The sequence below is a fragment of the Serratia sp. CY33802 genome (genome assembly GCF_052169095.1).
GTDB classification, from domain to species: domain Bacteria; phylum Pseudomonadota; class Gammaproteobacteria; order Enterobacterales; family Enterobacteriaceae; genus Serratia; species Serratia bockelmannii.
Genome location: NZ_JBJNLL010000001.1, coordinates 694,051 through 719,203 on the forward strand (window position 1 = coordinate 694,051; position 25,153 = coordinate 719,203).

At 59.5% G+C, this 25,153-nt stretch carries 19 protein-coding genes and 1 pseudogene; 16 read left to right on the forward strand and 4 right to left on the reverse strand.

Going from position 1 to position 25,153, the window contains the following annotated elements; all coding sequences use genetic code 11:
• Window positions 1–3: 3 nt before the first annotated feature.
• Window positions 4–756 (forward strand): L-cystine ABC transporter ATP-binding protein TcyN, encoded by a 753-nt coding sequence (tcyN, locus tag ACJ8HA_RS03285; RefSeq protein ID WP_089195983.1) that lies wholly within the window; start codon window positions 4–6, stop codon window positions 754–756.
• A 29-nt stretch (window positions 757–785) separates the two neighbouring features.
• On the opposite strand, the pseudogene ACJ8HA_RS03290 reads toward tcyN, so the two are convergent.
• Both ACJ8HA_RS03290 and putA read right to left on the reverse strand, forming a co-directional pair.
• Window positions 786–881, reverse strand: a pseudogene (locus ACJ8HA_RS03290) (type II toxin-antitoxin system HicB family antitoxin); the annotation flags it as partial.
• Window positions 882–1,081: 200 nt separating this feature from the next.
• Complete coding sequence (gene putA / locus ACJ8HA_RS03295; protein WP_025303235.1) at window positions 1,082–5,053, reverse strand: trifunctional transcriptional regulator/proline dehydrogenase/L-glutamate gamma-semialdehyde dehydrogenase; 3,972 nt, start codon at window positions 5,051–5,053, stop codon at window positions 1,082–1,084.
• A gap of 571 nt (window positions 5,054–5,624) precedes the next feature.
• Between putA and putP the strand changes: the two genes are divergently transcribed.
• The 6 genes from putP to lpxO all read left to right on the forward strand — a co-directional run bounded on the left by putP (window position 5,625) and on the right by lpxO (window position 13,309).
• Entirely contained in the window at window positions 5,625–7,109 is a 1,485-nt protein-coding gene (putP, locus tag ACJ8HA_RS03300; protein ID WP_049295847.1) for a sodium/proline symporter PutP, read from the forward strand.
• A 245-nt stretch (window positions 7,110–7,354) separates the two neighbouring features.
• Entirely contained in the window at window positions 7,355–8,200 is an 846-nt protein-coding gene (efeU, locus tag ACJ8HA_RS03305) for an iron uptake transporter permease EfeU (protein ID WP_049209047.1), read from the forward strand.
• Window positions 8,201–8,220: 20 nt separating this feature from the next.
• Window positions 8,221–9,357: an iron uptake system protein EfeO gene (efeO, locus tag ACJ8HA_RS03310; protein WP_043138585.1), complete on the forward strand. Its 1,137-nt coding sequence runs from the start codon at window positions 8,221–8,223 to the stop codon at window positions 9,355–9,357.
• A gap of 11 nt (window positions 9,358–9,368) precedes the next feature.
• Window positions 9,369–10,667, forward strand: coding sequence for an iron uptake transporter deferrochelatase/peroxidase subunit (efeB, locus tag ACJ8HA_RS03315; protein WP_442515201.1), 1,299 nt, complete (start codon window positions 9,369–9,371; stop codon window positions 10,665–10,667).
• 716 nt (window positions 10,668–11,383) lie between these two features.
• The gene (phoH, locus tag ACJ8HA_RS03320; RefSeq protein WP_015378226.1) at window positions 11,384–12,172 is read left to right on the forward strand and encodes a phosphate starvation-inducible protein PhoH; all 789 of its coding nucleotides are present in this window, start codon (window positions 11,384–11,386) and stop codon (window positions 12,170–12,172) included.
• Between the two features lie 234 nt (window positions 12,173–12,406).
• Window positions 12,407–13,309 (forward strand): lipid A hydroxylase LpxO, encoded by a 903-nt coding sequence (gene lpxO, locus ACJ8HA_RS03325; RefSeq protein ID WP_025303230.1) that lies wholly within the window; start codon window positions 12,407–12,409, stop codon window positions 13,307–13,309.
• Between the two features lie 36 nt (window positions 13,310–13,345).
• Here lpxO and chaA read toward each other — a convergent pair whose 3' ends face one another.
• Both chaA and ACJ8HA_RS03335 read right to left on the reverse strand, forming a co-directional pair.
• Window positions 13,346–14,449 carry a sodium-potassium/proton antiporter ChaA gene (gene chaA, locus ACJ8HA_RS03330; protein WP_442515202.1) on the reverse strand — a complete coding sequence of 368 codons (1,104 nt, stop codon included), beginning with the start codon at window positions 14,447–14,449 and terminating at the stop codon, window positions 13,346–13,348.
• A 294-nt stretch (window positions 14,450–14,743) separates the two neighbouring features.
• On the reverse strand, window positions 14,744–15,562 hold the full coding sequence (locus ACJ8HA_RS03335; RefSeq protein WP_025303228.1) for a siderophore-interacting protein: 819 nt from the start codon (window positions 15,560–15,562) through the stop codon (window positions 14,744–14,746).
• A 130-nt stretch (window positions 15,563–15,692) separates the two neighbouring features.
• Between ACJ8HA_RS03335 and chaB the strand changes: the two genes are divergently transcribed.
• The 9 genes from chaB (at window position 15,693) to ACJ8HA_RS03380 (ending at window position 24,994) form a co-directional block, all read left to right on the forward strand.
• Window positions 15,693–15,920, forward strand: a complete 228-nt coding sequence (gene chaB, locus ACJ8HA_RS03340) for a putative cation transport regulator ChaB (protein ID WP_025303227.1) — start codon at window positions 15,693–15,695, stop codon at window positions 15,918–15,920.
• 251 nt (window positions 15,921–16,171) lie between these two features.
• Window positions 16,172–16,867: a gamma-glutamylcyclotransferase gene (locus ACJ8HA_RS03345; RefSeq protein WP_025303226.1), complete on the forward strand. Its 696-nt coding sequence runs from the start codon at window positions 16,172–16,174 to the stop codon at window positions 16,865–16,867.
• A 301-nt stretch (window positions 16,868–17,168) separates the two neighbouring features.
• The gene (gene cbl / locus ACJ8HA_RS03350; RefSeq protein WP_025303225.1) at window positions 17,169–18,122 is read left to right on the forward strand and encodes an HTH-type transcriptional regulator Cbl; all 954 of its coding nucleotides are present in this window, start codon (window positions 17,169–17,171) and stop codon (window positions 18,120–18,122) included.
• Between the two features lie 175 nt (window positions 18,123–18,297).
• Entirely contained in the window at window positions 18,298–19,866 is a 1,569-nt protein-coding gene (locus ACJ8HA_RS03355; protein ID WP_147823916.1) for an ABC transporter substrate-binding protein, read from the forward strand.
• The gene (locus ACJ8HA_RS03360) at window positions 19,866–20,921 is read left to right on the forward strand and encodes an ABC transporter permease (RefSeq protein ID WP_025303223.1); all 1,056 of its coding nucleotides are present in this window, start codon (window positions 19,866–19,868) and stop codon (window positions 20,919–20,921) included. The genes ACJ8HA_RS03355 and ACJ8HA_RS03360 overlap by 1 nt, the downstream gene beginning before the upstream one ends.
• Window positions 20,918–21,787 (forward strand): ABC transporter permease, encoded by an 870-nt coding sequence (locus tag ACJ8HA_RS03365; RefSeq protein ID WP_016927339.1) that lies wholly within the window; start codon window positions 20,918–20,920, stop codon window positions 21,785–21,787. The genes ACJ8HA_RS03360 and ACJ8HA_RS03365 overlap by 4 nt, the downstream gene beginning before the upstream one ends.
• Window positions 21,777–22,619, forward strand: a complete 843-nt coding sequence (locus ACJ8HA_RS03370; RefSeq protein ID WP_025303222.1) for an ABC transporter ATP-binding protein — start codon at window positions 21,777–21,779, stop codon at window positions 22,617–22,619. Before ACJ8HA_RS03365 ends, ACJ8HA_RS03370 begins: the two co-directional genes overlap by 11 nt.
• Window positions 22,616–23,287: an ABC transporter ATP-binding protein gene (locus ACJ8HA_RS03375; RefSeq protein ID WP_043138574.1), complete on the forward strand. Its 672-nt coding sequence runs from the start codon at window positions 22,616–22,618 to the stop codon at window positions 23,285–23,287. The genes ACJ8HA_RS03370 and ACJ8HA_RS03375 overlap by 4 nt, the downstream gene beginning before the upstream one ends.
• 132 nt (window positions 23,288–23,419) lie before the next feature.
• Entirely contained in the window at window positions 23,420–24,994 is a 1,575-nt protein-coding gene (locus ACJ8HA_RS03380; RefSeq protein WP_089181023.1) for an ABC transporter substrate-binding protein, read from the forward strand.
• Window positions 24,995–25,153: the final 159 nt, after the last annotated feature.

Here is a 25,153-nt window from a genome sequence, read left to right on the forward strand (position 1 = left end):
CGCATGAGTGCCATTGAAGTTAAGCAATTGACCAAGCAGTTCAAGGGTCAGACGGTGCTGCATGGGATCGATCTGGCGGTGGACGCCGGCGAAGTGGTGGCGATCATCGGGCCGAGCGGTTCGGGGAAAACCACCTTGTTGCGCTGCATCAACCTGCTGGAGGAGCCGGATTCCGGCACCATTCGCGTCGGCGATATCCTGATTGACGGCAGCAAGCCGCTGAGCAAACAGAAAAATCAGGTGCGGGCGCTGCGTCAGCAGGTCGGTTTCGTGTTCCAGAACTTCAACCTGTTCCCGCACCGTTCGGTGTTGGAAAACATCATCGAAGGGCCGGTTATCGTTAAAGGCGAGGCGAAAGCCAGCGCGGAACAGCGCGCCCGCGCGTTGCTGGCCAAGGTGGGCCTGAGCGGCAAAGAGCAGGCTTATCCACGTCGACTGTCCGGCGGGCAGCAGCAGCGGGTGGCTATCGCGCGCGCGCTGGCGATGCAGCCGGAGGTGATTTTGTTCGATGAGCCGACGTCGGCGCTCGATCCCGAGCTGGTGGGGGAAGTGCTCAATACCATGCGCTCACTGGCGGAAGAGAAACGCACTATGGTGATCGTCACGCATGAGATGAGCTTCGCCCGCGACGTGGCCGACCGGGTTATCTTTATGGATCACGGCCGCATCGTCGAACAGGGCCCGGCCAAAGCGCTGTTCGCCAATCCGCAGCATCAGCGCACCCAGCAATTCCTCGACAAGTTCCGGAATCAATAAGGCGTCGGGGGCGTTTCCCCCGACCGCATTCACTCCGCTTTCAACCATTCGTTTCGCGCGGCGGCGGCGAGAAACCCGCTGCGGCTGCCGTATCCCGGATATTGCCGAACCCGAGAGTCAATGCGTCTCGTAGCGCTCTGACGCGGCTTTCAAACAGAATAATCCGTCTATGTTGTTATCGTCCAAGAGCGACGCCCCACCCTGTAAGGATAATAAGGCGCTAACGGCTGATCGGCCTGCGGACAATAAAAAACCCTGCACGAGTGCAGGGTTTGCGTAGCGGTGAGCCAATCAGGCGGCCATGCATGGCCGCCTTGGCGATGCGTTAACCGATGGTCATCAGGCTGGCGTTACCGCCGGCGGCGGCGGTGTTGACGCTCAGCGAACGTTCGATCAGCAGGCGTTCCAACAGGATGTTGGTTTCACCGTGGGCGAAGCCCTGCACCGAAACGATGGCGCCGCCGCGCTGCGCGATCTGCTCGCACAGGGTGCGCAGCTGGTCGGCATCGCCGTGGTAGATGGCGGCGTCGAACTCGACCTTATCCTGCTGCCAGTCTTTGCTGAAGGCGATGCGCGCCTGCACATCGTTCGGCAAGCGGCGGAACAGATTGCGCTGCAGTTCCGCTTCCGGCCACAGCACGCAGCTGCCAACCGCCAGCACGGCGGCCAGCTGGGTCAGCGCGTCGGTTTCGTTATCCGCCAGGCACAGCACGCGTTCACGCGGCAACAGGGCATAGGTATTGCGCTCGCCGGTTGGGCCCGGCAGCGGGCGTACGGTGCCGCCCTGGCCCAGTTCCGCATAGCGCTGCGCCAATGCCGCCAGTTCGCCGTGTTGGCTGGTGACCGCCCATTTCTCCAGCGATTGCAGCGCACCCAGCAGCTGCGGCCGTGCGGTGGCTTCCATCGGGCGCTCTTCGTCCTGACGGTGCAGCGTACGTTGCAGCGCGTCGTCCGGGCGGTTGGCCAGCAGACGGTACAGGTACAGCGGACCGCCGGCTTTCGGGCCGGTGCCTGACAGGCCTTCGCCGCCGAACGGCTGCACGCCGACCACTGCGCCGACCATGTTGCGGTTGACGTACAGGTTGCCGACCTTGGCACGTTCGGTCACCCGGGCGATGGTTTCATCGATACGGGTGTGAATGCCCAGCGTCAGGCCATAACCGGCGGCGTTGATCTGATCGACCAGCGCGTCCAGATTGTTGCGCTGGAAGCGCACCACGTGCAACACCGGGCCGAAGATCTCTTTCTGCAGCTCGTCGAAGCTGTCGAGCTCGATCAGCGTCGGCTTGATGAAGGTGCCGCGCGCCCACTCTTTCTCATCCTGCGCGCTGCCTTTGGCGGCCTGGTACACCTTGCGGCCTTTGGCACGCATCGCTTGGATGTGGCGTTCGATGCCGGTTTTGGCTTCGGCGTCGATCACCGGGCCCACGTCGGTCGACAGGCGCTCCGGATTGCCCATGCGGCATTCGGCCATCGCGCCGCGCAGCATTTGCAGCGTGTGCTCGGCCACGTCTTCTTGAATGCACAGGATTCGCAGCGCGGAGCAGCGTTGGCCGGCGCTGTCGAAGGCGGAGGCCACCACGTCGGTCACCACCTGCTCGGTCAGGGCGGAGGAGTCGACGATCATGGCGTTCAGGCCGCCGGTTTCGGCGATCAGCGGCGTCGGACGGCCTTGCGGATCCAGACGGCCGGCGATACTGCGCTGCAGAATGCCGGCGACGTCGGTGGAGCCGGTAAACATCACGCCGCGGACGCGGGCGTCGTTAACCAGCGTTGAGCCGACGGTTTCACCCTGGCCCGGCAGCAGTTGCAGCACGCCTTGCGGAATGCCGGCCTCCAGCAGGATACGCACCGCCTGCGCGGCCACCAGCGGCGTTTGCTCGGCCGGTTTGGCCAGCACGCTGTTGCCCGCCGCCAGCGCGGCGGCGATTTGGCCGGTGAAGATCGCCAGCGGGAAGTTCCACGGGCTGATGCAGACCACCGGGCCCAGCGGGCGGTGGCTGTCGTTGGCGAAGTCGTCGCGCACCTGGCCGGCGTAGTAGTGCAGGAAGTCGACCGCTTCGCGCACTTCGGCGATGGCGTTGTTGAAGGTTTTACCCGCTTCACGCACCAGAATGCCCAGCAGGCTTTGCAGCTGGCTTTCCATCAGTTCGGCGGCGCGTTCGAGGATCGCGGCGCGCTCCGTCGGCGGCGTAGCGAACCAGATTGGGCCGGCGGCCGCGGCGGCGTCGAGCGCACGGCTGACTTCGCCTTCGGTGGCTTCACGCACGTAGCCGACCACATCGCCTGGCTCTGCCGGGTTGATCACCGGCTGCTCGACGCCCTGATCCAACTCGGCATCGATGATAGGTTCCGCGCGCCATGGATGGCTAGCGCTGGTGAGCAGGGCACTGGAGAGTGAGGCCAGACGCTGTTCGTTGGACAGATCCAGGCCGCTGGAGTTGGTACGTTTCTCGCCATACAGCTCGCGCGGCAGCGGAATGCGCGGATGCGGCAGACCAATCTGGCCTTCGCTGGCCGCCAGCGCTTCCACGGCGCTGACCGGATCGGCCACCAGCTCGTCGAGCGGCAGGGTGGCGTCGGCGATGCGGTTGACGAACGAGGTGTTGGCGCCGTTTTCCAGCAGGCGGCGCACCAGGTAAGCCAGCAGCGTTTCATGGGTGCCGACCGGTGCATAGATGCGGCAAGGGCGGTTCAGTTTGCCGTCGGCCACTTTGCCCACTACCTGTTCGTACAACGGTTCACCCATGCCGTGCAGGCATTGAAACTCATACTGGCCAGGGTAGTAGTTATTGCCGGCCAGGTGATAAATGGCGCTCAGCGTATGGGCGTTGTGGGTCGCGAACTGCGGATAAATCAGGTTCGGCACCGACAGCAGCTTGCGGGCGCAGGCCAGGTAGGATACGTCGGTGTACACCTTGCGGGTGTAAACCGGATAACCTTCCAGGCCGTCCATTTGGGCGCGTTTGATTTCGCTGTCCCAGTAAGCGCCTTTCACCAGACGGATCATCAGGCGACGGCGGCTGCGTTGCGCCATGTCGATCACCGCGTCGATGGCGAACGGGCAACGTTTTTGGTAGGCCTGGATCACGAAACCGATGCCGTTCCAGCCGGCCAACTGCGGCTCGAAGCACAGCTTCTCCAGCAGATCGAGCGAGATTTCCAGTCGGTCGGCCTCTTCGGCGTCGATGTTGATGCCGATATCATACTGGCGTGCCTGCAGGGTCAGCGACAGCAGGCGCGGGTAAAGCTCTTCCATCACGCGTTCGTACTGCGCGCGGCTGTAGCGCGGGTGCAGGGCGGACAATTTGATGGAGATGCCGGGGCCTTCATAGATGCCGCGGCCGTTGGAGGCTTTGCCGATGGCGTGGATCGCCTGCTGGTAGGAAACCAGGTAGGCCTGGGCGTCGGCCTCGGTCAGGGCGGCTTCGCCCAGCATGTCGTAGGAGTAGCGGAAACCTTTTTCTTCCAGCTTGCGCGCGTTGGCCAGCGCCTCGGCGATGGTTTCGCCGGTCACGAACTGTTCGCCCATCAGGCGCATCGCCATGTCCACGCCTTTGCGGATCAGCGGCTCGCCGCTCTTGCCGATAATGCGGTTCAGCGAGCGGGACAGATTGGCTTCGTTATGGGTCGACACCAGCTTGCCGGTGAACAGCAGGCCCCAGGTGGCGGCGTTGACGAACAGCGACGGGCTGCGCCCGAGGTGCGAATGCCAGTTGCCGTTGCTGATCTTGTCGCGGATCAGGGCATCGCGGGTCGGTTTGTCCGGAATGCGCAGCAGCGCTTCCGCCAGGCACATCAGCGCTACGCCTTCCTGCGAGGAGAGGGAGAACTCTTGCAGCAGGCCTTGCACCATGCCGGCGCGGCCGTTTGCACTTTTTTGGTTACGCAACTTCTCGGCGATGCCGTAGGCCATTTTGTGAGTAGCCTGAGCAAGATCGGCAGGTAATCGCGCCTGTTCGAGCAACATCGGCACCGCTTCGGTCTCCGGGCGACGATAGGCGGCGGTGATGGCGGCGCGGGTCACCGATTGCGGCAGAATTTGTTCGGCGAAATCGAGGAATGGCTGGTGTGACTCTTCCTGCGCTTGCGGCATAATGTCGTCCGCTTCAGGCTGGCCCGCAGCGGCCAGCGCTGGAATTTCAGGAATATCGGTACCGCTCTCGAGACGCTCGAGGTAATTAAAGATGGCCTGCTTGATGAGCCAGTGCGGCGTGCGATCGATGCGCTGCGCGGCGCTCTTGATCCGGTCGCGTGTTGCCTCGTCGAGTTTCACGCCCATTGTGGTAGTGCCCATGCCTATCCAACTCCTGTGTTTAGAACCTATCCCATCAGGCTAGACAAACAGCAGGCTGGAAAGCCTGTTGGGATAGGTTCGTGTGATGTGTGGTGTCAAGAATGCAGACAATATCCTGCATGTTGCAACTTTGTGCAACCTTGTTAAATCAGGCGGATGAACGAAGTGTGAGTTTCATCGATTTTTTAACACAGGCAGTTGGCACGAATGTTGCGTTATTGAGCGAACGCGGCGGGGTTTATTACGCCGCAGGCGCTTTACCTTGCGGTATATGAGGGTAATAGCAGGGTGCAACTCATTTTGTTTGTCGTGAGTGCAACCTTTGAGCCCGGTAAATGTGACGCAGGGTAAACTTTGTGTAACTTTGTTGTTAAATATCTTGTTGGTTGATGAAAGGCTCATCTAGGATAACCGACGGTCAACAATTACGGGCAGAAACTATTTTACCTGCACTTGCTCGCAGGCTGCGCCACGTTCCGGCGCGGCGGCCAGTGAAATGCATTGCGCGTGGGTTTACCGGCGCCGGCTTGGCCGGAGCGAAACGCGAATAATAATGAAAGTGGAGAATTAAATGACAATGAGCACACCTATGCTGGTGACCTTCCTGGTGTACATTTTCGGGATGGTGCTGATCGGCCTGCTTGCCTACCGGGCAACCAACAACTTTGATGACTATATTCTCGGCGGCCGCAGTTTGGGCAGCGTGGTGACCGCGCTGTCCGCCGGCGCTTCCGACATGAGCGGCTGGTTGCTGATGGGCCTGCCGGGCGCCATCTTCCTCTCCGGCATCTCCGAAAGCTGGATCGCTATCGGCCTGACCATCGGCGCTTACCTGAACTGGAAGCTGGTGGCAGGAAGGCTGCGCGTACATACCGAAGCCAACAACAACGCCCTGACGCTACCGGACTATTTCACCAGCCGCTTTGAAGACAACAGCAAGCTGCTGCGCGTGATCTCGGCCATCGTTATCCTGGTGTTCTTCACCATTTACTGCGCCTCCGGCATCGTAGCCGGCGCGCGCCTGTTCGAAAGCACCTTCGGCATGAGCTACGAAACCGCCCTGTGGGCCGGCGCCGCAGCGACCATCCTCTACACCTTTATCGGCGGTTTCCTGGCGGTGAGCTGGACCGACACCGTGCAGGCCAGCCTGATGATTTTCGCGCTGATCCTGACCCCGGTGATCGTGATCTTCGCCGTCGGCGGCATCGATACCTCGATGCTGGTGATCCAGGCACAGAACCCGGCCAACCTTGACATGCTGAAGGGGCTGAACTTCGTCGCCATCCTGTCGCTGCTGGGTTGGGGCCTGGGCTACTTCGGCCAGCCGCATATCCTGGCGCGTTTCATGGCGGCGGATTCTCACCGCACCATCCGCAGCGCGCGTCGCATCAGCATGACCTGGATGATCCTGTGCCTGGCCGGCACCATCGCCGTCGGTTTCTTCGGCATTGCTTACTTCGCCAATAACCCGGATCAAGCCGGTAACGTGTCGCAGAACGGCGAACGCGTGTTCATTGAACTGGCGATGTTGTTGTTCAACCCATGGGTGGCGGGCGTGCTGCTGTCGGCGATTCTGGCGGCGGTCATGAGTACCCTGAGCTGCCAGCTGCTGGTGTGCTCCAGTGCGATCACTGAAGACCTGTACAAGGCATTTCTGCGCAAGGGCGCCAGCCAGCGTGAGCTGGTGTGGGTCGGCCGCGTGATGGTGCTGGTGGTGGCGCTGATCGCCATCGCGCTGGCGGCCAACCCGGAGAACCGCGTGCTGGGCCTGGTGAGCTATGCCTGGGCCGGTTTCGGCGCCGCCTTTGGCCCGGTTGTGCTGATCTCGGTGATGTGGTCGCGCATGACCCGCAACGGCGCGCTGGCCGGCATGCTGGTCGGTGCAGTGACGGTGATCGTCTGGAAACAGTACGAATGGCTGGGCCTGTACGAAATCATCCCGGGCTTCCTCCTGGGCTGTCTGGCCATTGTGGTGGTGAGCCTGATGGGTCGCCAGCCGTCTACCACCATGACCGAACGTTTCGATCAGGCGGAAGCCGAGTACAAAACGGTATAACGCCGTTCGATGTCAGTCAGCAAGGGGCGCGCAGAGCGCCCCTTCTTTTTGCCTGTTCGCCACTGTCACTCAGCTGTAACACCTGGCGACATTTGATTAGAAAAAATCACGCTTGCGCCTCTTGTATTTCTTCTTGGCAGAATGATAATCACTCTCGTTGTATTTTACGTTTCTTTACAGAGTTGCCGCCGCTCATTTTGAGTCAGTTTTCTCTGCCGCCGCGGTCTTTTCAGGGGTGTTTATTTATGTTTGTTCCCTTTCTTATCATGTTCCGCGAGGGGCTGGAGGCTGCGCTGATCGTCAGCCTGATCGCCAGCTACCTGAAACGCACGCAGCGCAGCCAATGGCTCGGTGCGGTGTGGATCGGCGTGATTGTCGCCGCGGCGCTGTGTCTGGCGCTCGGCATCTTCATCAATGAGACCACCGGCGAGTTCCCGCAAAAACAGCAGGAGCTGTTTGAAGGCATCGTGGCGGTGGTGGCGGTGCTGATCCTCACCTATATGGTGTTCTGGATGCGTAAGGTATCCAAATCGGTCAAGGTGCATCTGGAAGGCGCGATCGATCAGGCGCTTAACGCCGGTAAAGGGCAGGGTTGGGCGCTGGTGGCGATGGTGTTCTTCGCCGTAGCGCGAGAAGGGCTGGAGTCAGTGTTCTTCCTGTTGGCGGCGTTTCAGCAAGACGTGGGCGCCGCGGCGCCGATCGGTGCGGTGCTCGGGCTGGTTGCCGCCATCGTGCTGGGCATGATGATTTACTGGGGCGGGGTGAAGCTGCACCTGGCCAAATTCTTCAAATGGACCAGCCTGTTCATTTTGTTCGTCGCCGCCGGCCTGGCCGCCGGGGCGATCCGCGCCTTCCACGAAGCCGGTCTGTGGAACCATTTCCAGGACATCGCCTTCGATTTCAGCAACACCCTGTCGACCCATTCTCTGTTCGGCACCCTGCTGGAAGGCATTCTCGGTTATCAGGAAGCCCCGACGGTCAGCGAAGTGGCGGTCTACTTCCTGTATCTGATCCCGGCGCTGATTTTCTTTTTCCTGCCGCAGCGCGCGGAGCCGGCAGCGGCCCCGGCGCAACGTAAAATCAATCATTAATGTTTAATAGGGAATCTCGTATGTCTACTCCGTTATTTCGCCGCAAGGCGTTGCACGCAGCATTACTGGCTATCCCGGCGTTTGCGCTGAGCATCGACGCCTTGGCGGCGGACGTGCCGCAGGTCAAGGTCACGGTCAACGACAAGCAGTGCGAACCGATGCAGCTGACGGTGCCAGCCGGCAAAACGCAGTTTGTGGTGCATAACACCAGCCAGAAAAACGTCGAATGGGAAATCCTGAAAGGGGTGATGGTGGTGGAAGAGCGCGAAAACATCGCGCCGGGCTTCACCCAGAAAATGACCGCCACGCTGGAAGCGGGCGAATATGACATGACCTGCGGGCTGCTGAGCAATCCGAAAGGCAAACTGATTGTCACTGCGGCGGCCAACGGCGCTACCGACGGCAAGCCGAGCGCGCTGGATCTGGTTGGCCCGATCGCCGAATACAAAGTCTACGTCACCAAAGAAGTCGATGGGCTGGTGAAACAGACCAAGCTGTTCACCGACGCGGTGAAGGCCGGTAACGTGGAGCAAGCGCGCAAGCTGTACGCGCCGACCCGCCAGCACTATGAGCGCATCGAGCCGATCGCCGAGCTGTTCTCCGATCTGGACGGCAGCATCGACGCCCGTGAGGACGACTACGAGAAGAAATCGGCGGATCCGAACTTCACCGGTTTCCACCGCCTCGAGAAGGCGCTGTTTGCCGACAACTCCACCAAAGACATGGGCGCCTACGCCGATCGCCTATACCACGACACCGTAGAGCTGCAAAAGCGCGTGAGTGAACTGACCTTCCCGCCGAGCAAGGTGGTGGGCGGCGCAGCCGGGCTGATCGAAGAGGTGGCGGCCAGCAAGATCAGCGGTGAAGAAGACCGCTACAGCCGCACCGACCTGTGGGACTTCCAGGCCAACGTCGACGGCGCGCAGAAGATAGTCAACCTGCTGCGTCCTTTGCTGGTCAAGGCCAATAAGCCGCTGCTGGACAAGATCGACGCCAACTTCAAAACCGTGGACACCATCTTGGCGAAGTACCAAACCAAAGACGGCTATGAGTCCTATGAGAAGCTGACCGATGCCGATCGCAATGCGTTGAAAGGGCCGATCACCACGCTGGCGGAAGATCTTTCCCAACTGCGCGGCGTGTTGGGTCTGGACTGAGGCATAAGGTTATGAGCAACAAGGTAGGCCCGAATAACGGGCCTCATCCGCACTCTCAGGGGGCGGCATCGCCTTCGCGGCGCCGTTTGCTGCAAGGGCTGGGGCTGGGCGCACTGGCACTGGGCGGCACCCGCTTGGCGCAGGCGGCGGACAAAGCGGCGGAGCCGTTGGCGACGCCGCAGGATGAGCGCTGGCAGAAGCAGCCGTTTTATGGCCGCCATCAGGCCGGGGTGCTGACGCCGCAACAGGCGGCGATGATGCTGGTGGCGTTCGATGTGCTGGCGACCGACAAAGCGGGGCTGGAGCGCCTGTTCCGGCTACTGACCGATCGCATCGCCTTCCTGACTCACGGCGGCAAGGCGCCGGAGGTGGACGCCAAACTACCACCGCTCGATTCCGGCATCATGGGGCCGGAGATTTACCCGGACAACCTGACCATCACCGTCTCGGTCGGCGCATCGCTGTTCGACGAACGCTTTGGTCTGCAGGCGCACAAACCGCTGAAATTGCAGAAAATGACCCGCTTCCCCAACGATGCGTTGGACGCCGGGCTTTGCCACGGCGACCTGCTGCTGCAGATCTGCGCCAACACCAACGAAACCGCTCTCCACGCGCTGCGTGATATCATCAAGCACTCGCCGGATCTGCTCAGCGTGCGCTGGAAGCGGGAAGGGTTCATCTCCGCGCACGCGGCGCGCAGCAAAGGCAAAGAGACGCCGATTAACCTGTTGGGGTTCAAAGACGGCACCGCCAACCCGAAGACCGACGACAAATCGCTGATGGATAAAGTGGTTTGGGTCGGCGACAGCGTTGGTGAACCGGCGTGGACGGCCGGCGGCAGCTATCAGGCGGCGCGCATTATTCGTTTCCGCGTCGAGTTTTGGGATCGCACGCCGCTGCAGGAGCAGGAAACCATTTTCGGCCGCGAGAAGCACAGCGGTGCGCCGCTCGGCATGAAGCATGAACATGACGAGCCGAATTACGCGAACGATCCCGACGGTAAGGTGATCCCGATGGATGCGCACATTCGATTGGCTAACCCCCGTACGCCGGAAAACCAAAGCAACCTGATGCTGCGGCGTGGCTACAGCTATTCGCTGGGGGTATCCAATGCCGGGCAGTTGGAAATGGGGCTGCTGTTTGTCTGCTATCAGGCCGATCTGGAGAAAGGCTTCCTGACGGTGCAAAAAAGGCTGAACGGCGAAGCGTTGGAGGAATACATCAAGCCGATTGGCGGCGGGTATTTCTTCGTGCTGCCGGGCGCGAAAGAGAACGGTGACTATCTGGCCAGCGGCCTGCTCAAGGCCTGAACCCGAAATGACGAGGCGGGATCGCCTGCCTCGTTTTACTTTGTTTTGCCTGCCGTACGGAAGATTGAGCGTCGAAACTCAATTCAACACCTGGCCTATGGATTAAAAAGCACGCACCGCGTGCGCTTTTGTGGTGTGCGAAATTTAATCAGGAAACCAAAGTGTCATTCGCACTGTTTAATTATAATTTATTGATATTTATAGATTATAAATTCTTGTGGAATGACGTGTCGTGCGTGATATAGTGTTTTAGCGATAACTAAAAACAAAAAATATAAATTTTTTTACATTTTAGTAACGCGACAGGATTGAATGTCATTATACTGTAATCATCTGGCGGTAGTTTTCACACGGTGCACAGCTTGAAGCTGTAAATATCACTGCGGGGATCGCTAATGGTAAAGTCCTTGGTTGGGCTGGAAAGAAAAAATAACACATCTCCCCTGATTTCTCGTTGTAACGAGGGTTCTCTCTCCGACTCTCTTTTACCGGCAACTCCGCACTCTTATCGCTACCGAATCTCACCACTTTTTACTCCACGTTTATTGATGCAGTCCGCGTTGTCCCGTGAAAAAACGGCGCTTAAGCGTTGCCGTCAATTCACATTGTCCCTTGGCTCTCATTGGCTCGGAGGAGGCCAAAACCTAATACGTGTGTGAAACATAATCGCACGGCCTGGCCGTTGCGGTAGGTGAAACAAACTGTAAGGTGCCACTATGGGTAGACAGAAAGCAGTGATCAAAGCACGTCGTGAAGCGAAACGCGTTATTCGTCGTGACGCTCGTAGTCATCGCCAGCTGGAAGAAGAGTCTGTGACCTCGCTGGTGCAAATGGGGGGAGTCGAGTCTATCGGCATGGCGCGAGACAAGCGCGATAGCTCACCCATCGAGGCTAGAACCGAAGCTCAGGGTCATTACTTATCAGCCATAGAGAATAAGCAGCTGATCTTCGCCACCGGCGAAGCGGGCTGTGGCAAAACATTTATCAGCGCCGCCAAGGCGGCGGAGGCGCTGATCCATAAAGAGGTGGATCGGATTATCGTTACCCGTCCTGTTTTGCAGGCGGATGAAGACCTCGGTTTCTTGCCGGGGGATATCTCCGAGAAGTTCGCCCCTTATTTCCGCCCGGTGTATGACATTCTGGTACGTCGTTTAGGATCTTCCTTTATGCAGTACTGCCTGCGCCCGGAAATCGGCAAGGTAGAGATTGCACCGTTTGCTTACATGCGCGGACGCACCTTCGAAAATGCGGTCGTTATCCTGGATGAAGCCCAGAACGTGACCGCCAGCCAGATGAAAATGTTCCTGACCCGCCTGGGGGAAAACGTGACGGTTATCGTTAACGGCGACGTGACCCAGTGCGACCTGCCGCGCGGCGTGAAATCCGGCCTCAGCGATGCCCTGGAACGCTTCGAAGAGGACGAGATGATCGGCGTTATCCGCTTTGAAAAACAGGACTGCGTGCGTTCCGCTTTGTGCCAGCGCACGCTCAACGCTTACAGTTAACCTATCCGCTAATGGAAAGGCCGCTTCGGCGGCCTTTTTTATCTCCGCAATTTCCTCTCTCGTTTAACCTTTGTGTAAATTATTGTGGTTTTCTGTATAGATTTTCGTTGAGTTAGCGTTAATGATTAATGGGTTCCAGATTGGCGCGCAATTTGCCTGTGCCGCCAAAAGGACATTATCTGGGGTGTGCGCCGCGCGGCGCATAGCGTGTGGGTTCCTTGATGCGATTCAAACATGAAATACATCATTCTGATTTTGCTTATTTTATGCGTCGTCTATGTGCATTACCGCGGACGGGTGCGCTACAACGTGTGGCGACAGCTGTCTGACCATTCCACTTTTACCGCACCGTTGAACGTTTTCATGTATCTGTTTTCCCGTGTGCCGACCACGCCGTACCTGAAGCCGGAGCAGTTCCCTGAGCTGGCGGTACTGCGGGAGAACTGGGAAACCATCCGCGACGAAGGACAGAAGCTGATGGAGATCCAGCAGATCAAGGCGTCCGATCAATTCAACGACGCCGGTTTCAACTCGTTCTTCAAGACCGGTTGGAAGCGCTTTTACCTGAAATGGTATGAAGACAGCCATCCTTCCGCTATGACCCTGTGCCCGCAGACCACGGAACTGCTGCGCAGCCTGCCTTCGGTCAAGGCGGCGATGTTCGCCGAACTGCCGGACGGCAGCCGTTTGCCGCGTCACCGCGACCCTTATGCCGGTTCGCTGCGTTATCACCTGGGGTTGATTACCCCCAACGATGACCGCTGCTTCATTGAGGTGGACGGTGAGCGCTACAGCTGGCGCGACGGTGAAGGGGTGATGTTCGATGAAACCTATCTGCACTACGCGGAAAACCAGAGCGGGCAGAATCGTCTGATCCTGTTCTGCGACATCGAACGGCCGATGCGCTACCGCTGGGCGCAGGCGGTGAATCACTGGCTGGGGCGCAACCTGATGAGCGCCGCCACCGCGCCGAATGAAGAGGGCGATCGCACCGGCGGCGTCAACAAGATGTTCAAATACATCTATGCGATACGCCGGGTGGGGAAACGCCTGAAGGCCTGGAACCGCACCGGTTATTACATCATCAAGTGGATTTTGTTCGGGGGGATCGCCGCGGCGATATTCTTCTCGGTATAACGAAGGCAGGGGCGCACAGAGTGCGCCCCTTTTTGATCAGGCGAAGAGAGTCATCATGTAGGCGGCGAACAGCGCCAGGTGGGCGGTGCCGTTCAGCACGTTGGTGCGGCCGGTCGAGAACGACAGCTGGCACAGCAGCAGCACCGTCAGCATCACCACGATATGCGGCGTTTGCAGGCCGAAGATCAGCGTCTGCCCGGTCAGGGTGGCGATGATGGTCACCGCCGGCACGGTCAGGGAGATGGTCGCCAGCACCGAACCGAAGAACAGGTTCATGGCGCGTTGCACCTGATTGTTCAACACGGCGCGCAGCGCGCCCAGACCTTCCGGCGACAGGATCAACAGCGCCACCAGGAAACCGGTGAACTGCGCCGGTGCATTCATCTTGGTCAGCAGGCCTTCCAGCGGATTGGCGTTGAACTTGGTGACGGCGATCACTGCGATCAGGTGCACGATGAGCCAGGCGGCGTGCCAGGCGCTGCTGTGCGAAGAGGGCTTGCCGTGATGCGGATCGCCATCGTCGTCTTCATGCTCGTACACGAACAGGCTCTGATGGGTTTTGGTCTGGATCACCAGGAACACGCCATACATGGCGGCGGAGATCAACGCCACCAGCAGCGCTTGCCCGGTGCTGAAGTTGCCGCCAGGCAGCGCGCTCGGGAACACCAGCACGATCACCGCCAACGGGAAAATCGCCATCAGATACTGTTTGATGCCGCCGAGGTTGACGTACTGGGTGGCGAACTTGCGCCCGCCGAGGAGCAGCGCGAAACCGACCAGGCCGGCGGAAACGATCATAATGATGGAATACAGCGTGTCGCGCATCAGCGCCGGTGCGGCGTCGCCGGTGGCCATCAGCGCGGAAATCAGGCTGACCTCGAGGATCACCACCGACAAACTGAGGATCAGCGAGCCGTAGGGTTCGCCCAATCGGTGGGCCAGCACGTCGGCGTGGCGCACCACGCTGAAGGCGCTGCTGAGGATCCCCACCAGCGCGAGAATATTGATGCCGACGATTAGCGGAAAGTTATCGGTGCTACCCCATAGATTTAGCACTACCAACGCGGCGATAGGGAAGATCAGAGAGTATTCGGTGTGGCGAGATTTGGTGGATCGGCCAGGATCGTGTTGCGACTTCATGAGGGTGGCACTCCTTCTCAAACAGCGTAGCCCGTCAGCGCCGGTTGCCGTGATACGGCAACTCTGCGTTTCCAGTAGGTATTTTATATTAGGATACACCCACGGCGCCGGTGTGATGTTGTTTTTATCTGAGAAAGCAATTGCTTGCTTTATGTGATCAGGGTAGCAAAAAAACCGCACGGGGTGCGGTTTTATTTACTTACTTTTACGCAATAACGCCAAGTTTTAACGTTAGATTTGAGAAAAGTCATGTTTACTTGTTTAGTACTCGGTTAATCAAGGAAAATGAGACGATCAGTCGTCAATATTATCCATGATTTCATGCCGTTTATTGTGGTAACCCTCTTCATTTAGCCCCTCACGCCAGTAAGGCACAGCATAAAGACGATTACGATCGCATTGACGTTCACGGCGTAGGTAGCGGCGCAGCTCTACCACCAGGCGATCTTCACCGGCGAGCCAGAAGTGGGTATCGCTCTGCGGCACGGATTGCGCGCGGAACCGAGCGACCAATTCGTCGGTTTTCTCTGTGCCGCCGACAACCCAATTCACCTCAACGCCGGCAGGCTTTTTCAGGTCAATGACGTCAGCGTTGCTGTCGACGCGGACGAAAGCGCGTCCGGCGCTGTGCGGCGGCAGGTTTTCCAACAGCGCGGCCAGCGCAGGCAGTGAGGAGGGATCGCCCGCCAGGGAGTAGAAATCGGCGGCCGGCAGCATCGGTTTGGGGCCGCCTGGGTTGCTGATGCCGATTTTATCGCCGGCTTTCGCCTGGCGCGCAAAGTCGACCGCCGGGCCCTGATGGTCATGAATGGCGAACTCGATGTCTACTTCCGCCAGTTCCGGGCGCACGGCGCGGATGGAATAGGTGCGCACGATCGGGCGTACGGCATCTGCGGCCCAACGCGGGCCGTTTTCGGTCAGCGTCGGCAGGTCCGGCTGCGTCTGGCCGGCGAGCGGCAAAAAGACTTTGATGTGTGCAGCGGCGGCATTGGCCGGGTAGTAACGCAGATCGGGGGCGGTAAAGGTAATGCGGCGCAGGTGCGGCGTAATGTCCTGTACGCGGCTGACGGCGATCAGGTAGGGGGCGCGTGAGCGAGGGGCTTCGGTAGTCACGGGGATCTCCTTATAGTTCGTTTGGCGGTGAGTATAACATGTCGTTTGATAATGAGAATTGTTTGCTAATTGAGACGAAACCGCATGTGGGCTAGGCTTAAGGTTCACTCATCCTGAAAGGGGAGGCCATATGCCCTACCACAGCACGAACGACTTGCCGGACAATGTGAAGCATGTGCTGCCGGAACATGCGCAGGCGATCTATAAAGAAGCGTTCAACAGCGCCTGGCAACAATACCGCGATCCCGATGACCGGCGCGGTGACGACAGCCGTGAAGAGACGGCGCATAAGGTGGCTTGGGCGGCGGTCAAGCAAAGCTATCGTAAGGGCGATGACGAACGTTGGCATAAAAAGTAACGAATTATCACGCAGCAAAAATCGCGCAGACATTATGTGGAGCCCGGCAATTAATATTATTGCTGCTCAGTACAAATACTTTTTCACTTTAACGCCGCTTTGTAACTTGATTGCACGTCAGGAAAAGAATAAGGTCATTCTTATAAGGCGCGGTGATTGAATTAATAAAAATCCGCCGCCGAAAATAAAACATCAAAGGTTCAGCAGTGGCGAGGGAAGGCGAGAAATCGTATTCCCGGGAGGTAATATCAGTGTTAACGCGAGATTTTCTGCAAAAAGCGGATTGCAAAACTGCATTCGGCGCTATTGAGGAGTCGTTGTTGCTGACGCCTGAACAGCGTGCAGCCTCGTTGGATTGCACCTTATCGCGCCGGCCGGGTCACAGCCCCGTATGGATATTCGGTTACGGTTCGCTGATGTGGAACCCGGTTTTCGAATCGGAAGAAGTGCGGCCGGCCAAGCTGCAGGGTTGGCACCGGGCGTTCTGTATGCGCTTGACCGCCGGGCGCGGCACGCTGCATCAGCCGGGGCGCATGCTGGCGTTGAAGGCCGGCGGCCACACTACGGGCCTGGCCTTTCGCTTGCCGGAAAGCAAACTGCGTGAAGAGTTGGAGCTGCTTTGGAAGCGCGAAATGGTGACCGATTGCTACGTGCCGACCTGGTGCGAGCTGGAGTTGGATGGCGGCGAGAAGGTTACTGCGTTGGTATTCGTGATGAACCCGCAGCATCCGCTGTTTGAAGAAGACACCAGCTACCAGGTGATCGCGCCATTGATCGCCAGCGCCAGCGGCCCGCTGGGCACCAACGCGCAATATCTGTTTGCGCTGGATAACGAGTTGAAGCACCACGGCATGCAGGATGATTGCATCGGCGATCTGGTGCGCTGCGTGCAGCAATGGCTGCAGCAGAACCGCACCGGCGGCATCGGCAGTGAGGCCACCGCCTGAGGCTGCTGCGGGAATGCGAACGGTGAGGGGCTCAGCATGCTGAGCCCTTTTTTTATATCTAATGCCTATATTTAATAACTTTAATTTGCACAGTGATTGAAGGCATGTTTTTATTGTGGTTATCTATCCCTTTATTTTTAAAGTCATTCGCTGTTTTTTGTCAGTTTCCCATCCCCTATGCGAAGCAGAATGATCGACTTAGTATTAAATTGCATAAGTAAAGGTTATTTCTTATTTGTTCAGCCCCGCGGGACTCCGTATCAATATGGCTAACGCTACTGGAAGAAACAGGGAGACGGGGATGAACTTTCAACAATTAAAAATTATTCGTGAATCGGCGCGCTGCAACTACAACCTGACCGAGGTCGCCAATACGTTATTTACCTCGCAGTCCGGCGTCAGTCGGCATATTCGCGAGCTGGAAGAAGAGCTGGGCATCGAAATATTCATTCGCCGGGGCAAACGGCTGCTGGGCATGACCGAGCCCGGCAAAGAGCTGCTGGTGGTGGCGGAGCGCATTCTCAACGACGCCAATAACATCCGTCGCCTGGCGGATGTCTTCAGCAGCAACGACTCGGGCCAGCTGCATATTGCGACGACGCACACCCAGGCGCGCTATAGCCTGCCGGGGGTGATCAAAGAGTTTCGCGCGCTTTATCCGCGGGTGCGGGTGGTGCTCAATCAGGGCAGCCCTGAAGAGATCGTCTCGATGTTGGCCGCCGGCGAAGCCGATATCGGCATTGCCAGCGAACGGCTGATGAGCGACGAATCGCTGGCGTCGTTCCCATATTACCGCTGGCATCACACCATTCTGGTGCCGGAAGGGCACGAGTTGACGCGTCAGCCGCAGGTGACGCTGGAGATGCTCAGCACTTTGCCGCTGATCACTTACCGGCAGGGCATTACCGGGCGCGCGAAGCTGGATGCGGCGTTCAAAGCGGCGGGCCTGACCCCGGACATCGCGCTCAGCGCACAAGACTCCGACGTGATTAAAACCTATGTCGAACTGGGATTGGGCGTGGGCGTGCTGGCGGACATGTCGTATGAAAAAGAGCGCGATCGCGGGTTGGTCAGCCTCAACGCCGAGCATTTGTTTGAACCCAATACGGTATGGCTGGGCCTGAAACGCAGCCAGCTGCAGCGCAACTATGCCTGGCGCTTTATCCAACTGTGCAACCCGACGCTGTCGCTGACCGAAATCAAAGACAAGGTCTTCTCGTCGCAGCTGGACGCGGTGATTGATTACCAGATTTAACCGATAAGCGGCAGGCAATTCCTGCCGCGCATTCTGCATTGCCCGCCTAATAATCAAAACCCCATCTATATACATAAAAAGAATATCTATAGTGATTTAAGTACCTTCAGCTGCCGATCGCGCTCGCATACACTCGCAAAATTATTATAAATTCCATCCGCTTGGAGAGTTTCAGATGAAAGCGCTCGTTCCTTCTTTGCTGTTTTTGGCCGTGGCGGCCAGCGTTAACGCACAGGCGGCGACGCCAGCCAACACGTTGGTGATCGCACAGTCTATCGATGACGTGGTCAGCTTTGACCCGGCCCAGGGATTTGAGTTAACCACGGTGCAGTCGTTCAACAGCCTGTATCAACGTTTGATCCAGTCCGATCCGCACAACCCCATCGATCTCAAGCCGACTCTGGCCAGCAGCTGGCAGGCCGGCACCGATAACCGCAGCCTGACTTTCAGCCTGCGCACGGACGCTAAATTCGCCAGCGGTAACCCGCTGCGGCCGGAGGACGTGATCTTTTCGCTTTCACGGGTGGTGAAATTGAATCTGGAGCCGTCGTTTATCCTAACGCAGCTGGGCTGGAACGCGAAGAACGTGGATCAACACCTGACCAAGGTGGATGACCATACGGTAAAAATCAGCTGGGATGAGAACGTCAGCCCGGCCTTCGTGCTCAGCCTGCTGTCGGCGCCGGTATCCTCGATTGTCGACGCCAAAGAGGCGCTGGCGCACCAGCAGGGCGACGATCTGGGGCACCAATGGTTGAACAGCCACTCCGCCGGCAGCGGCCCTTACAAAATTCGCACCTATGTGCCGCACGAAGTGGTGGTGCTGGACGCGAACCCCGGCTCGCCGGAAGGGGCGCCGACGTTGAAAACCATCCTGATCAAAAACGTGCCCGATCCGGCCGCGCGCCGTTTGCTGATTGAGCAGGGCGATGCCGATATCGCCCGCAACCTGGGGGCGGACCAGATGGCGGCCCTGAAGGGCAAGCCGGGCGTCAAACCGTTGGCCATTCCTTACGCCTCGCTTTATTACCTGCAGTTCAACGCCAAGGCGTCGCCGGCGCTCGGCAACCCGGCGTTTTGGGAGGCGGCGCGCTGGCTGTTCGATTACCAAGGCATCGCCGACGATCTGCTGAAAGGGCAGTTCCAGAGCCATCAGGCATTCCTGCCGGACGGTTATCTGGGCGCGCTCAAGGATCAGCCGTACAGCTTCAATCCACAGAAAGCCAAAGAAATACTGGCCAAAGCGGGGCTGAGCAACGTCAGTTTCCGTCTGGACGTCAACAACCAGCCGCCGTACCTGGATATCGCTCAGGCGCTGCAGGCCAGTTTTGCTCAGGGCGGCGTGAAGGTCGAACTGGTACCGGGCATCAGCTCACAGGTCTCCACCAAGGTGAAAACGCTTAACTACGATGCGACGCTGACTTCCTGGGGACCGGATTACTTCGATCCTAACACCAACGCGGCCGCCTTTGCCTACAACCCGGAGGACGGCAGCAAGACGCTGGCCTGGCGAGCCAACTGGCAGATCCCGGCGCTGAGCAAGTTGACGCTGGCCGCCACCGCGGAAAACGACACCGCCAAACGGGTGGCCGACTACCAGCAACTGCAGAAAGAGGTGCAGCAAAGCTCGCCGTTTGTCATCGGCCTGCAGGCGCGCAGCCTGATCGCAGTGCGTGACAACCTTAAGGGCTATGTGCAGGGCATCAACCCTGACATGGTGTTCTACAGCAAGGTCAGCAAGTAATGGCTGCTGACCTGTCCGCCAGCGCCGGGGCGGCCCGGCGGTATTGGCGCTGGGGCGGGCGGCTGCTCGGCGGCGCGCTGTCGCTGGCGTTAACGCTGCTCGGTCTGCTGCTGTTCACCTTCATGCTGTCGCACCTGGCGCCGATCGATCCGGCGCTGCAGGTGGCGGGCGATCACGCCAGCGAAGCCACCTATGCGCAGGTGCGGCACGAGCTGGGGCTGGATCAGCCTCTGCCGGTGCAATTTTGGCGCTATCTGGTGCACCTGGCGCATGGCGATCTGGGCATTTCGCGCATCACCGCCCAGCCGGTGTTGAGCGATCTGCTGCGTACCTTCCCGGCGACGGTGGAACTGGCCACCTGCGCCATTATCCTCGGCGCTCTCGGCGGCATTACGCTGGCGTTTCTGGCGGTGCTCAAACCGGGCAGTTGGCTGGATAACGCGGCGCGCTTGCTGTCGCTGATCGGTTATTCGGTGCCGATTTTCTGGTTGAGCCTGCTCGGGCTACTGCTGTTCTACGCCACGCTGCACTGGTCGGCGGGGCCGGGGCGGCTGGATGACATTTACTTGTACAGCATGGAGCCGCGTACGGGTTTCGTGTTGATTGACAGCTGGCTGTCCGGCGATCGCGAAATGTTCTACAACGCCATCAGCCACCTGTGGCTGCCGGTGGTGGCGCTGGCGCTGCTGTCGATGGCGGGTATCACCCGGCTGCTGCGCGCGGCGATGCTGGAAGAATGCAACAAGGAATACGTGACGCTGGCGCGCTCCAAGGGCGCCGGCCGCCTGCGCATTCTGCTGCGCCATGTGTTCCCCAACGTGCTGGGCACGCTGATCACCGTACTGTCTCTCTCCTACGCCAGCCTGCTCGAGGGCGCGGTATTGACCGAAACGGTGTTCGCCTGGCCCGGCGTCGGGCGTTACCTGACCTCGGCGCTGTTTGCCGCCGACACGCCGGCGATCCTCGGCGCCACGCTGCTGATCGGCACCTGTTTCGTGCTGTTGAATGCGCTGGCTGACGCCTTGACCTATTTAGTGGATCCGCGAACCCGATGAGCCAATATCTCTCTGAACACGAACCGCAAAGCGAGCCGGCCGTCGGTTACCGCCGCGGTCGGCGCCTGACCACGCTGACGCTGGGCGCGGCGCTGGTGGCGATCCTGATCGTCACCGCGCTGCTGGCTCCGTGGCTGGCGCCTTTCGATCCCAATCTGCAGCATATCGAGCTGCGGTTACTGCCGCCTTCCGCCGCACATTGGCTGGGCACCGACGGCTTCGGCCGCGACTTGCTCTCCCGCGTGATTTACGGCGCACGGCCGACGTTGATCCTGGTGTCGTTGATTCTGGTGTTGACCATTCCCATTGGTCTGCTGGTCGGCATTTGCGCCGGTTATCTCGGCGGCTGGGTAGAGCGTATTTTGATGCGTCTGACCGACATTTTCCTGTCGTTGCCGAGCCTGGTGATCGCGCTGGCGTTCGTGGCGGTCATGGGGCCGGGGCTGATGAACGGCGCGCTGGCGTTGGCATTGACCAGCTGGCCGGCCTTTGCCCGCCAAGCGCGGGCCGAAACCCTGGCGCTGCGCCGCAGCGACTACCTGGCGGCAGCGCGTATGCAGGGCATCAACGGGCTGCGGCTGATGGTCGGCCACATTTTGCCTTTATGCCTGCCGAGCGCGGTGGTGCGCGCGGCGTTGAGTCTGGGCGGCATCATCTTGTCCGCCGCCGGTCTGGGGTTCCTCGGCATGGGCGTCGCGCCGCCGACCGCCGAATGGGGATCGATGGTGGCCGAAGGCAGTAAAGTGATTTTCGACCAATGGTGGGTCGCCGCCGCACCGGGCGGGGCGATCCTGTTCGCCAGCCTGGCGTTTAACCTGCTGGGCGATGGCCTGCGCGACAAAATGGATCCTCGTCATGGGCACTGATAACACCTTATTGACCGTTGAACGTTTGGCGATCGGCGTGCCGGGGCCGCAGCCGGTGGCGCTGGTGAAGAATATTTCGTTCAGCATGGGGCGGGAGCGACTGGCGCTGGTCGGTGAGTCCGGCTCCGGCAAATCGTTGACCGCGCGTGCGCTGATGGGGCTATTGCCGCCGCCGTTGCAGCTGCAGGCGCAGCGCCTGACGTTGGGCGATGAAGACTTGACGCGCCTGAGCGAACGCCAGTGGAGCCGCCTGCGCGGCGACCGGGTGGCGATGGTGATGCAAGATCCCAAACATGCGCTGAATCCCAATCAGCCGATCGGCCGTCAGGTGGAGGAACCGCTGGTGCTGCATGCCAAGCTAAGCCGCGCCGAGCGGCGTGAAAAAGTGCTGGATATGTTGGCGGCGGTGGGTTTGCCCGATCCGGCGGCGCTGTGCGGCCGTTATCCGCATCAGCTCTCCGGCGGGATGGGGCAGCGGGTGATGCTGGCCATTGCGTTGATCAACGATCCGCAGCTGTTGATTGCCGATGAACCCACGTCGGCGCTGGATCACCAGATGCGCGATCAGGTGCTGCAACTGATAGACAATCTGGTGGCGCAACGCAACATGGGGCTGATCCTGATCAGCCACGATTTGCAGCAGGTGGCGCACCACTGCGAGCGGGTGCTGGTGATGTACAAAGGCGAGCTGTTGGATCAACTGCCGGCAGCAGAGCTGGCGCAGGCCACGCACCCTTATACTCGCACGCTGTGGGCGTGTCGGCCGAGCCGCGAGACGCGCGGCAAACCGCTGCCGGTACTGGACCGCGCGCTGTTGGAGACGTTGAAATGAGCGTAATTGCACTGGAGAACCTCAGCGTCAGTCACCGTCAGGGCTATGAACAGCGCACCGTGGTGCACGACGTTAACCTGCGCATCGAACCGGGCGAGTGTTTCGGCCTGGTGGGGCCTTCCGGCTGCGGCAAGTCCTCGTTGCTGTGGGTGCTGGCCGGGCTGAACGACAGCTGGCGCGGCGGTTTTGAACTGCTCGGGCGGCAGCTACAACCGGGGCAGGCATTTACCGGTGAACTGCGGCGCGAGGTGCAGATGGTGTTTCAAGATCCCTATGCTTCGCTACACCCTAAACACCGGCTGTTGCGTACGCTGTCGGAACCGCTAAAACTGCTGCAGGAAAGCGACATCGAACGCAAAATCGGCGCGGGCTTTCGCCAGGTGGGGTTGGATCCGCGCCTGCTGGATCGCTATCCGCATCAGCTGTCGGGCGGGCAGCGGCAGCGCGTGGCGATCGTGCGCGCATTGCTGCTGCGGCCGAAGCTGTTGCTGCTGGATGAGCCGACCTCGGCGCTGGACATGTCAGTGCAGGCGGAAATCCTTAACCTGCTTAACGAGCTGAAACAGGCGGGCGATCTGACTATGGTGCTGGTCAGCCACGATGCGGACGTGATTGACCACATGTGCGATCGTTCGGTGGCAATGGCGCACGGCCGCATCATCGTTTGACCCTATGCCCGCCAACGTGGCGGGCATATCCATCTTGGTAATAAATAAAGCAATTTATCGTCGTTCTTCTGTTAATTCTTACCCTCTACACTCGTCAAACAGCGCAACCGCGTGATTGTGGAGAGTGTATCGATGAAACGGTTAATCCCAACCTTGTTGTATGGCGCGCTGGCGGCCGCTTTCGGTGCGCAGGCCGCCACCCCGCAGGATACCTTGGTGGTGGTCAGTTCGCTGGAGGGCATTATCAGCCTCGATCCGGCGGAGAGCTTTGAAACCGTCAGCTCGGCCAATCTGGTCAACCTCTATCAGCGCCTGGTGGCGCCGGATCGCGCCGCGCCGCAAAAGCTGGCGCCGGACGCCGCAGGCAGTTGGCAGGCGGGCGCCGATGGCCACAGCCTGACCTTTACCCTGAAACCGCAGCAACGTTTTGCTTCCGGCAATCCGCTGCGGCCTGAAGACGTGATTTTCTCGCTGGTGCGTGCGGTAAAGCTGAACAAGGCGCCGTCGTTTATTCTCGGTGAATTTGGCTGGACGCCGGATAACGTTGAGCAGCAGCTGAAGAAGGTGGGGGATAACCAGGTGCAACTCACTTGGCCCGCCAACATCGGCAGCGAGCTGGCGCTACGGCTGCTGACGGCGAACGTGGCTTCGATCGTGGATGAGAAGCTGCTGAACGAGCACGCGCAGCAGGGGGACTACGGTAACGCCTGGCTGCGCAGCCATTCCGCCGGCGGCGGCCCGTATCGGGTAAATAACTATGTGCCGCATGAGGCGCTGCTGTTTGGCCGCAACGATTACGCGCCGTCGCCGGCAAGGTTGAAAACGGTGCTATTCAAGAACGTCAGCGACGCCGGCACCCGCCGTTTGCTGTTGCTGAAGGGGGATGCCGACGTGGCCTACGATCTGGGCGCCGACCAGTTCGACTCGCTGCGCAACGCGCCGGGCGTGCGCATCGAACAGGCCGATGCGCCCCGGATCTATTACCTCGGTTTCAACACCGGCAGCAAAGACAATCCGGCGCTGGGCAATCCGGCGTTGTGGCAGGCCGCGCGCTGGCTGGTGGATTATCAGAGCATCGCCGAGCAGCTGCTGAAAGGGCAATATCGCGTGCATCAGGCCTTCTTGCCGCAGGGATTGGACGGCGCGCTCGACGATCGGCCATTTAAGCTCGACGTAGACAAAGCCAAACAGATCCTGCGCGATGCCGGCATCGCTGAAGGTACGCGCATCGATCTTATCGTCATCAACCAACCGCCGTATACCGACATCGCGCAGGCGCTGCAGGCCAGTTTTGCGCAGGCCGGACTGCGGTTGGATATCCATCCGGTGGTGGAAAGCGATCTGTGGGGCAAGATGCGCGGCCGCGATTTTCAGGCGATCTTCACCTACTGGGGCGCCGACTACCTGGATCCGAACACCAACGCCAGTGCCTTTGCTTACAACGTGTCAGGCGGGCCGAAAACCTTGGCCTGGCGCACCCAGTGGGACATTCCCGCCATCAGCGCGGAAACGCGTGCCGCGGCTGCGGAAGGGAATAGCGCCGCGCGCAGCGCACGCTACGTCACGTTGCAACGGGAATTACAGGCCAGTTCGCCCTATGTGGTGGCGCTGCAGGGGCAAACGCTGGTGGCATTGCGGGACAATGTCGAAGGTGCCCGGCTGGATATCGCCAACAGCATGTTGTATCTGGATCGGGTCAGTAAGTGACGGCAACGCCGTGCGCCTGGCCGAGCTTTCTGTCGCGCCATAGGCCGACAGCGCGTGAAATCGCTTGCTGTTGCCACCACGAATCGTGAAATGTTGTGTCAGGGTGAAATAAAATGAAATTTCATAACGTGCTCATATGACGGTGATAGATTGGCTTCG

What these genes read in the sequence shown, in the direction of transcription:
- tcyN (WP_089195983.1), top strand. Translation starts at nt 4, where the DNA reads ATGAGTGCCATTGAAGTTAAGCAATTGACCAAGCAGTTCAAGGGTCAG.
- putA (WP_025303235.1), bottom strand. Translation starts at nt 5,053, where the DNA reads ATGGGCACTACCACAATGGGCGTGAAACTCGACGAGGCAACACGCGAC.
- putP (WP_049295847.1), top strand. Translation starts at nt 5,625, where the DNA reads ATGACAATGAGCACACCTATGCTGGTGACCTTCCTGGTGTACATTTTC.
- efeU (WP_049209047.1), top strand. Translation starts at nt 7,355, where the DNA reads ATGTTTGTTCCCTTTCTTATCATGTTCCGCGAGGGGCTGGAGGCTGCG.
- efeO (WP_043138585.1), top strand. Translation starts at nt 8,221, where the DNA reads ATGTCTACTCCGTTATTTCGCCGCAAGGCGTTGCACGCAGCATTACTG.
- efeB (WP_442515201.1), top strand. Translation starts at nt 9,369, where the DNA reads ATGAGCAACAAGGTAGGCCCGAATAACGGGCCTCATCCGCACTCTCAG.
- phoH (WP_015378226.1), top strand. Translation starts at nt 11,384, where the DNA reads ATGGGTAGACAGAAAGCAGTGATCAAAGCACGTCGTGAAGCGAAACGC.
- lpxO (WP_025303230.1), top strand. Translation starts at nt 12,407, where the DNA reads ATGAAATACATCATTCTGATTTTGCTTATTTTATGCGTCGTCTATGTG.
- chaA (WP_442515202.1), bottom strand. Translation starts at nt 14,449, where the DNA reads ATGAAGTCGCAACACGATCCTGGCCGATCCACCAAATCTCGCCACACC.
- chaB (WP_025303227.1), top strand. Translation starts at nt 15,693, where the DNA reads ATGCCCTACCACAGCACGAACGACTTGCCGGACAATGTGAAGCATGTG.
- cbl (WP_025303225.1), top strand. Translation starts at nt 17,169, where the DNA reads ATGAACTTTCAACAATTAAAAATTATTCGTGAATCGGCGCGCTGCAAC.
- ACJ8HA_RS03355 (WP_147823916.1), top strand. Translation starts at nt 18,298, where the DNA reads ATGAAAGCGCTCGTTCCTTCTTTGCTGTTTTTGGCCGTGGCGGCCAGC.
- ACJ8HA_RS03360 (WP_025303223.1), top strand. Translation starts at nt 19,866, where the DNA reads ATGGCTGCTGACCTGTCCGCCAGCGCCGGGGCGGCCCGGCGGTATTGG.
- ACJ8HA_RS03365 (WP_016927339.1), top strand. Translation starts at nt 20,918, where the DNA reads ATGAGCCAATATCTCTCTGAACACGAACCGCAAAGCGAGCCGGCCGTC.
- ACJ8HA_RS03370 (WP_025303222.1), top strand. Translation starts at nt 21,777, where the DNA reads ATGGGCACTGATAACACCTTATTGACCGTTGAACGTTTGGCGATCGGC.
- ACJ8HA_RS03375 (WP_043138574.1), top strand. Translation starts at nt 22,616, where the DNA reads ATGAGCGTAATTGCACTGGAGAACCTCAGCGTCAGTCACCGTCAGGGC.
- ACJ8HA_RS03380 (WP_089181023.1), top strand. Translation starts at nt 23,420, where the DNA reads ATGAAACGGTTAATCCCAACCTTGTTGTATGGCGCGCTGGCGGCCGCT.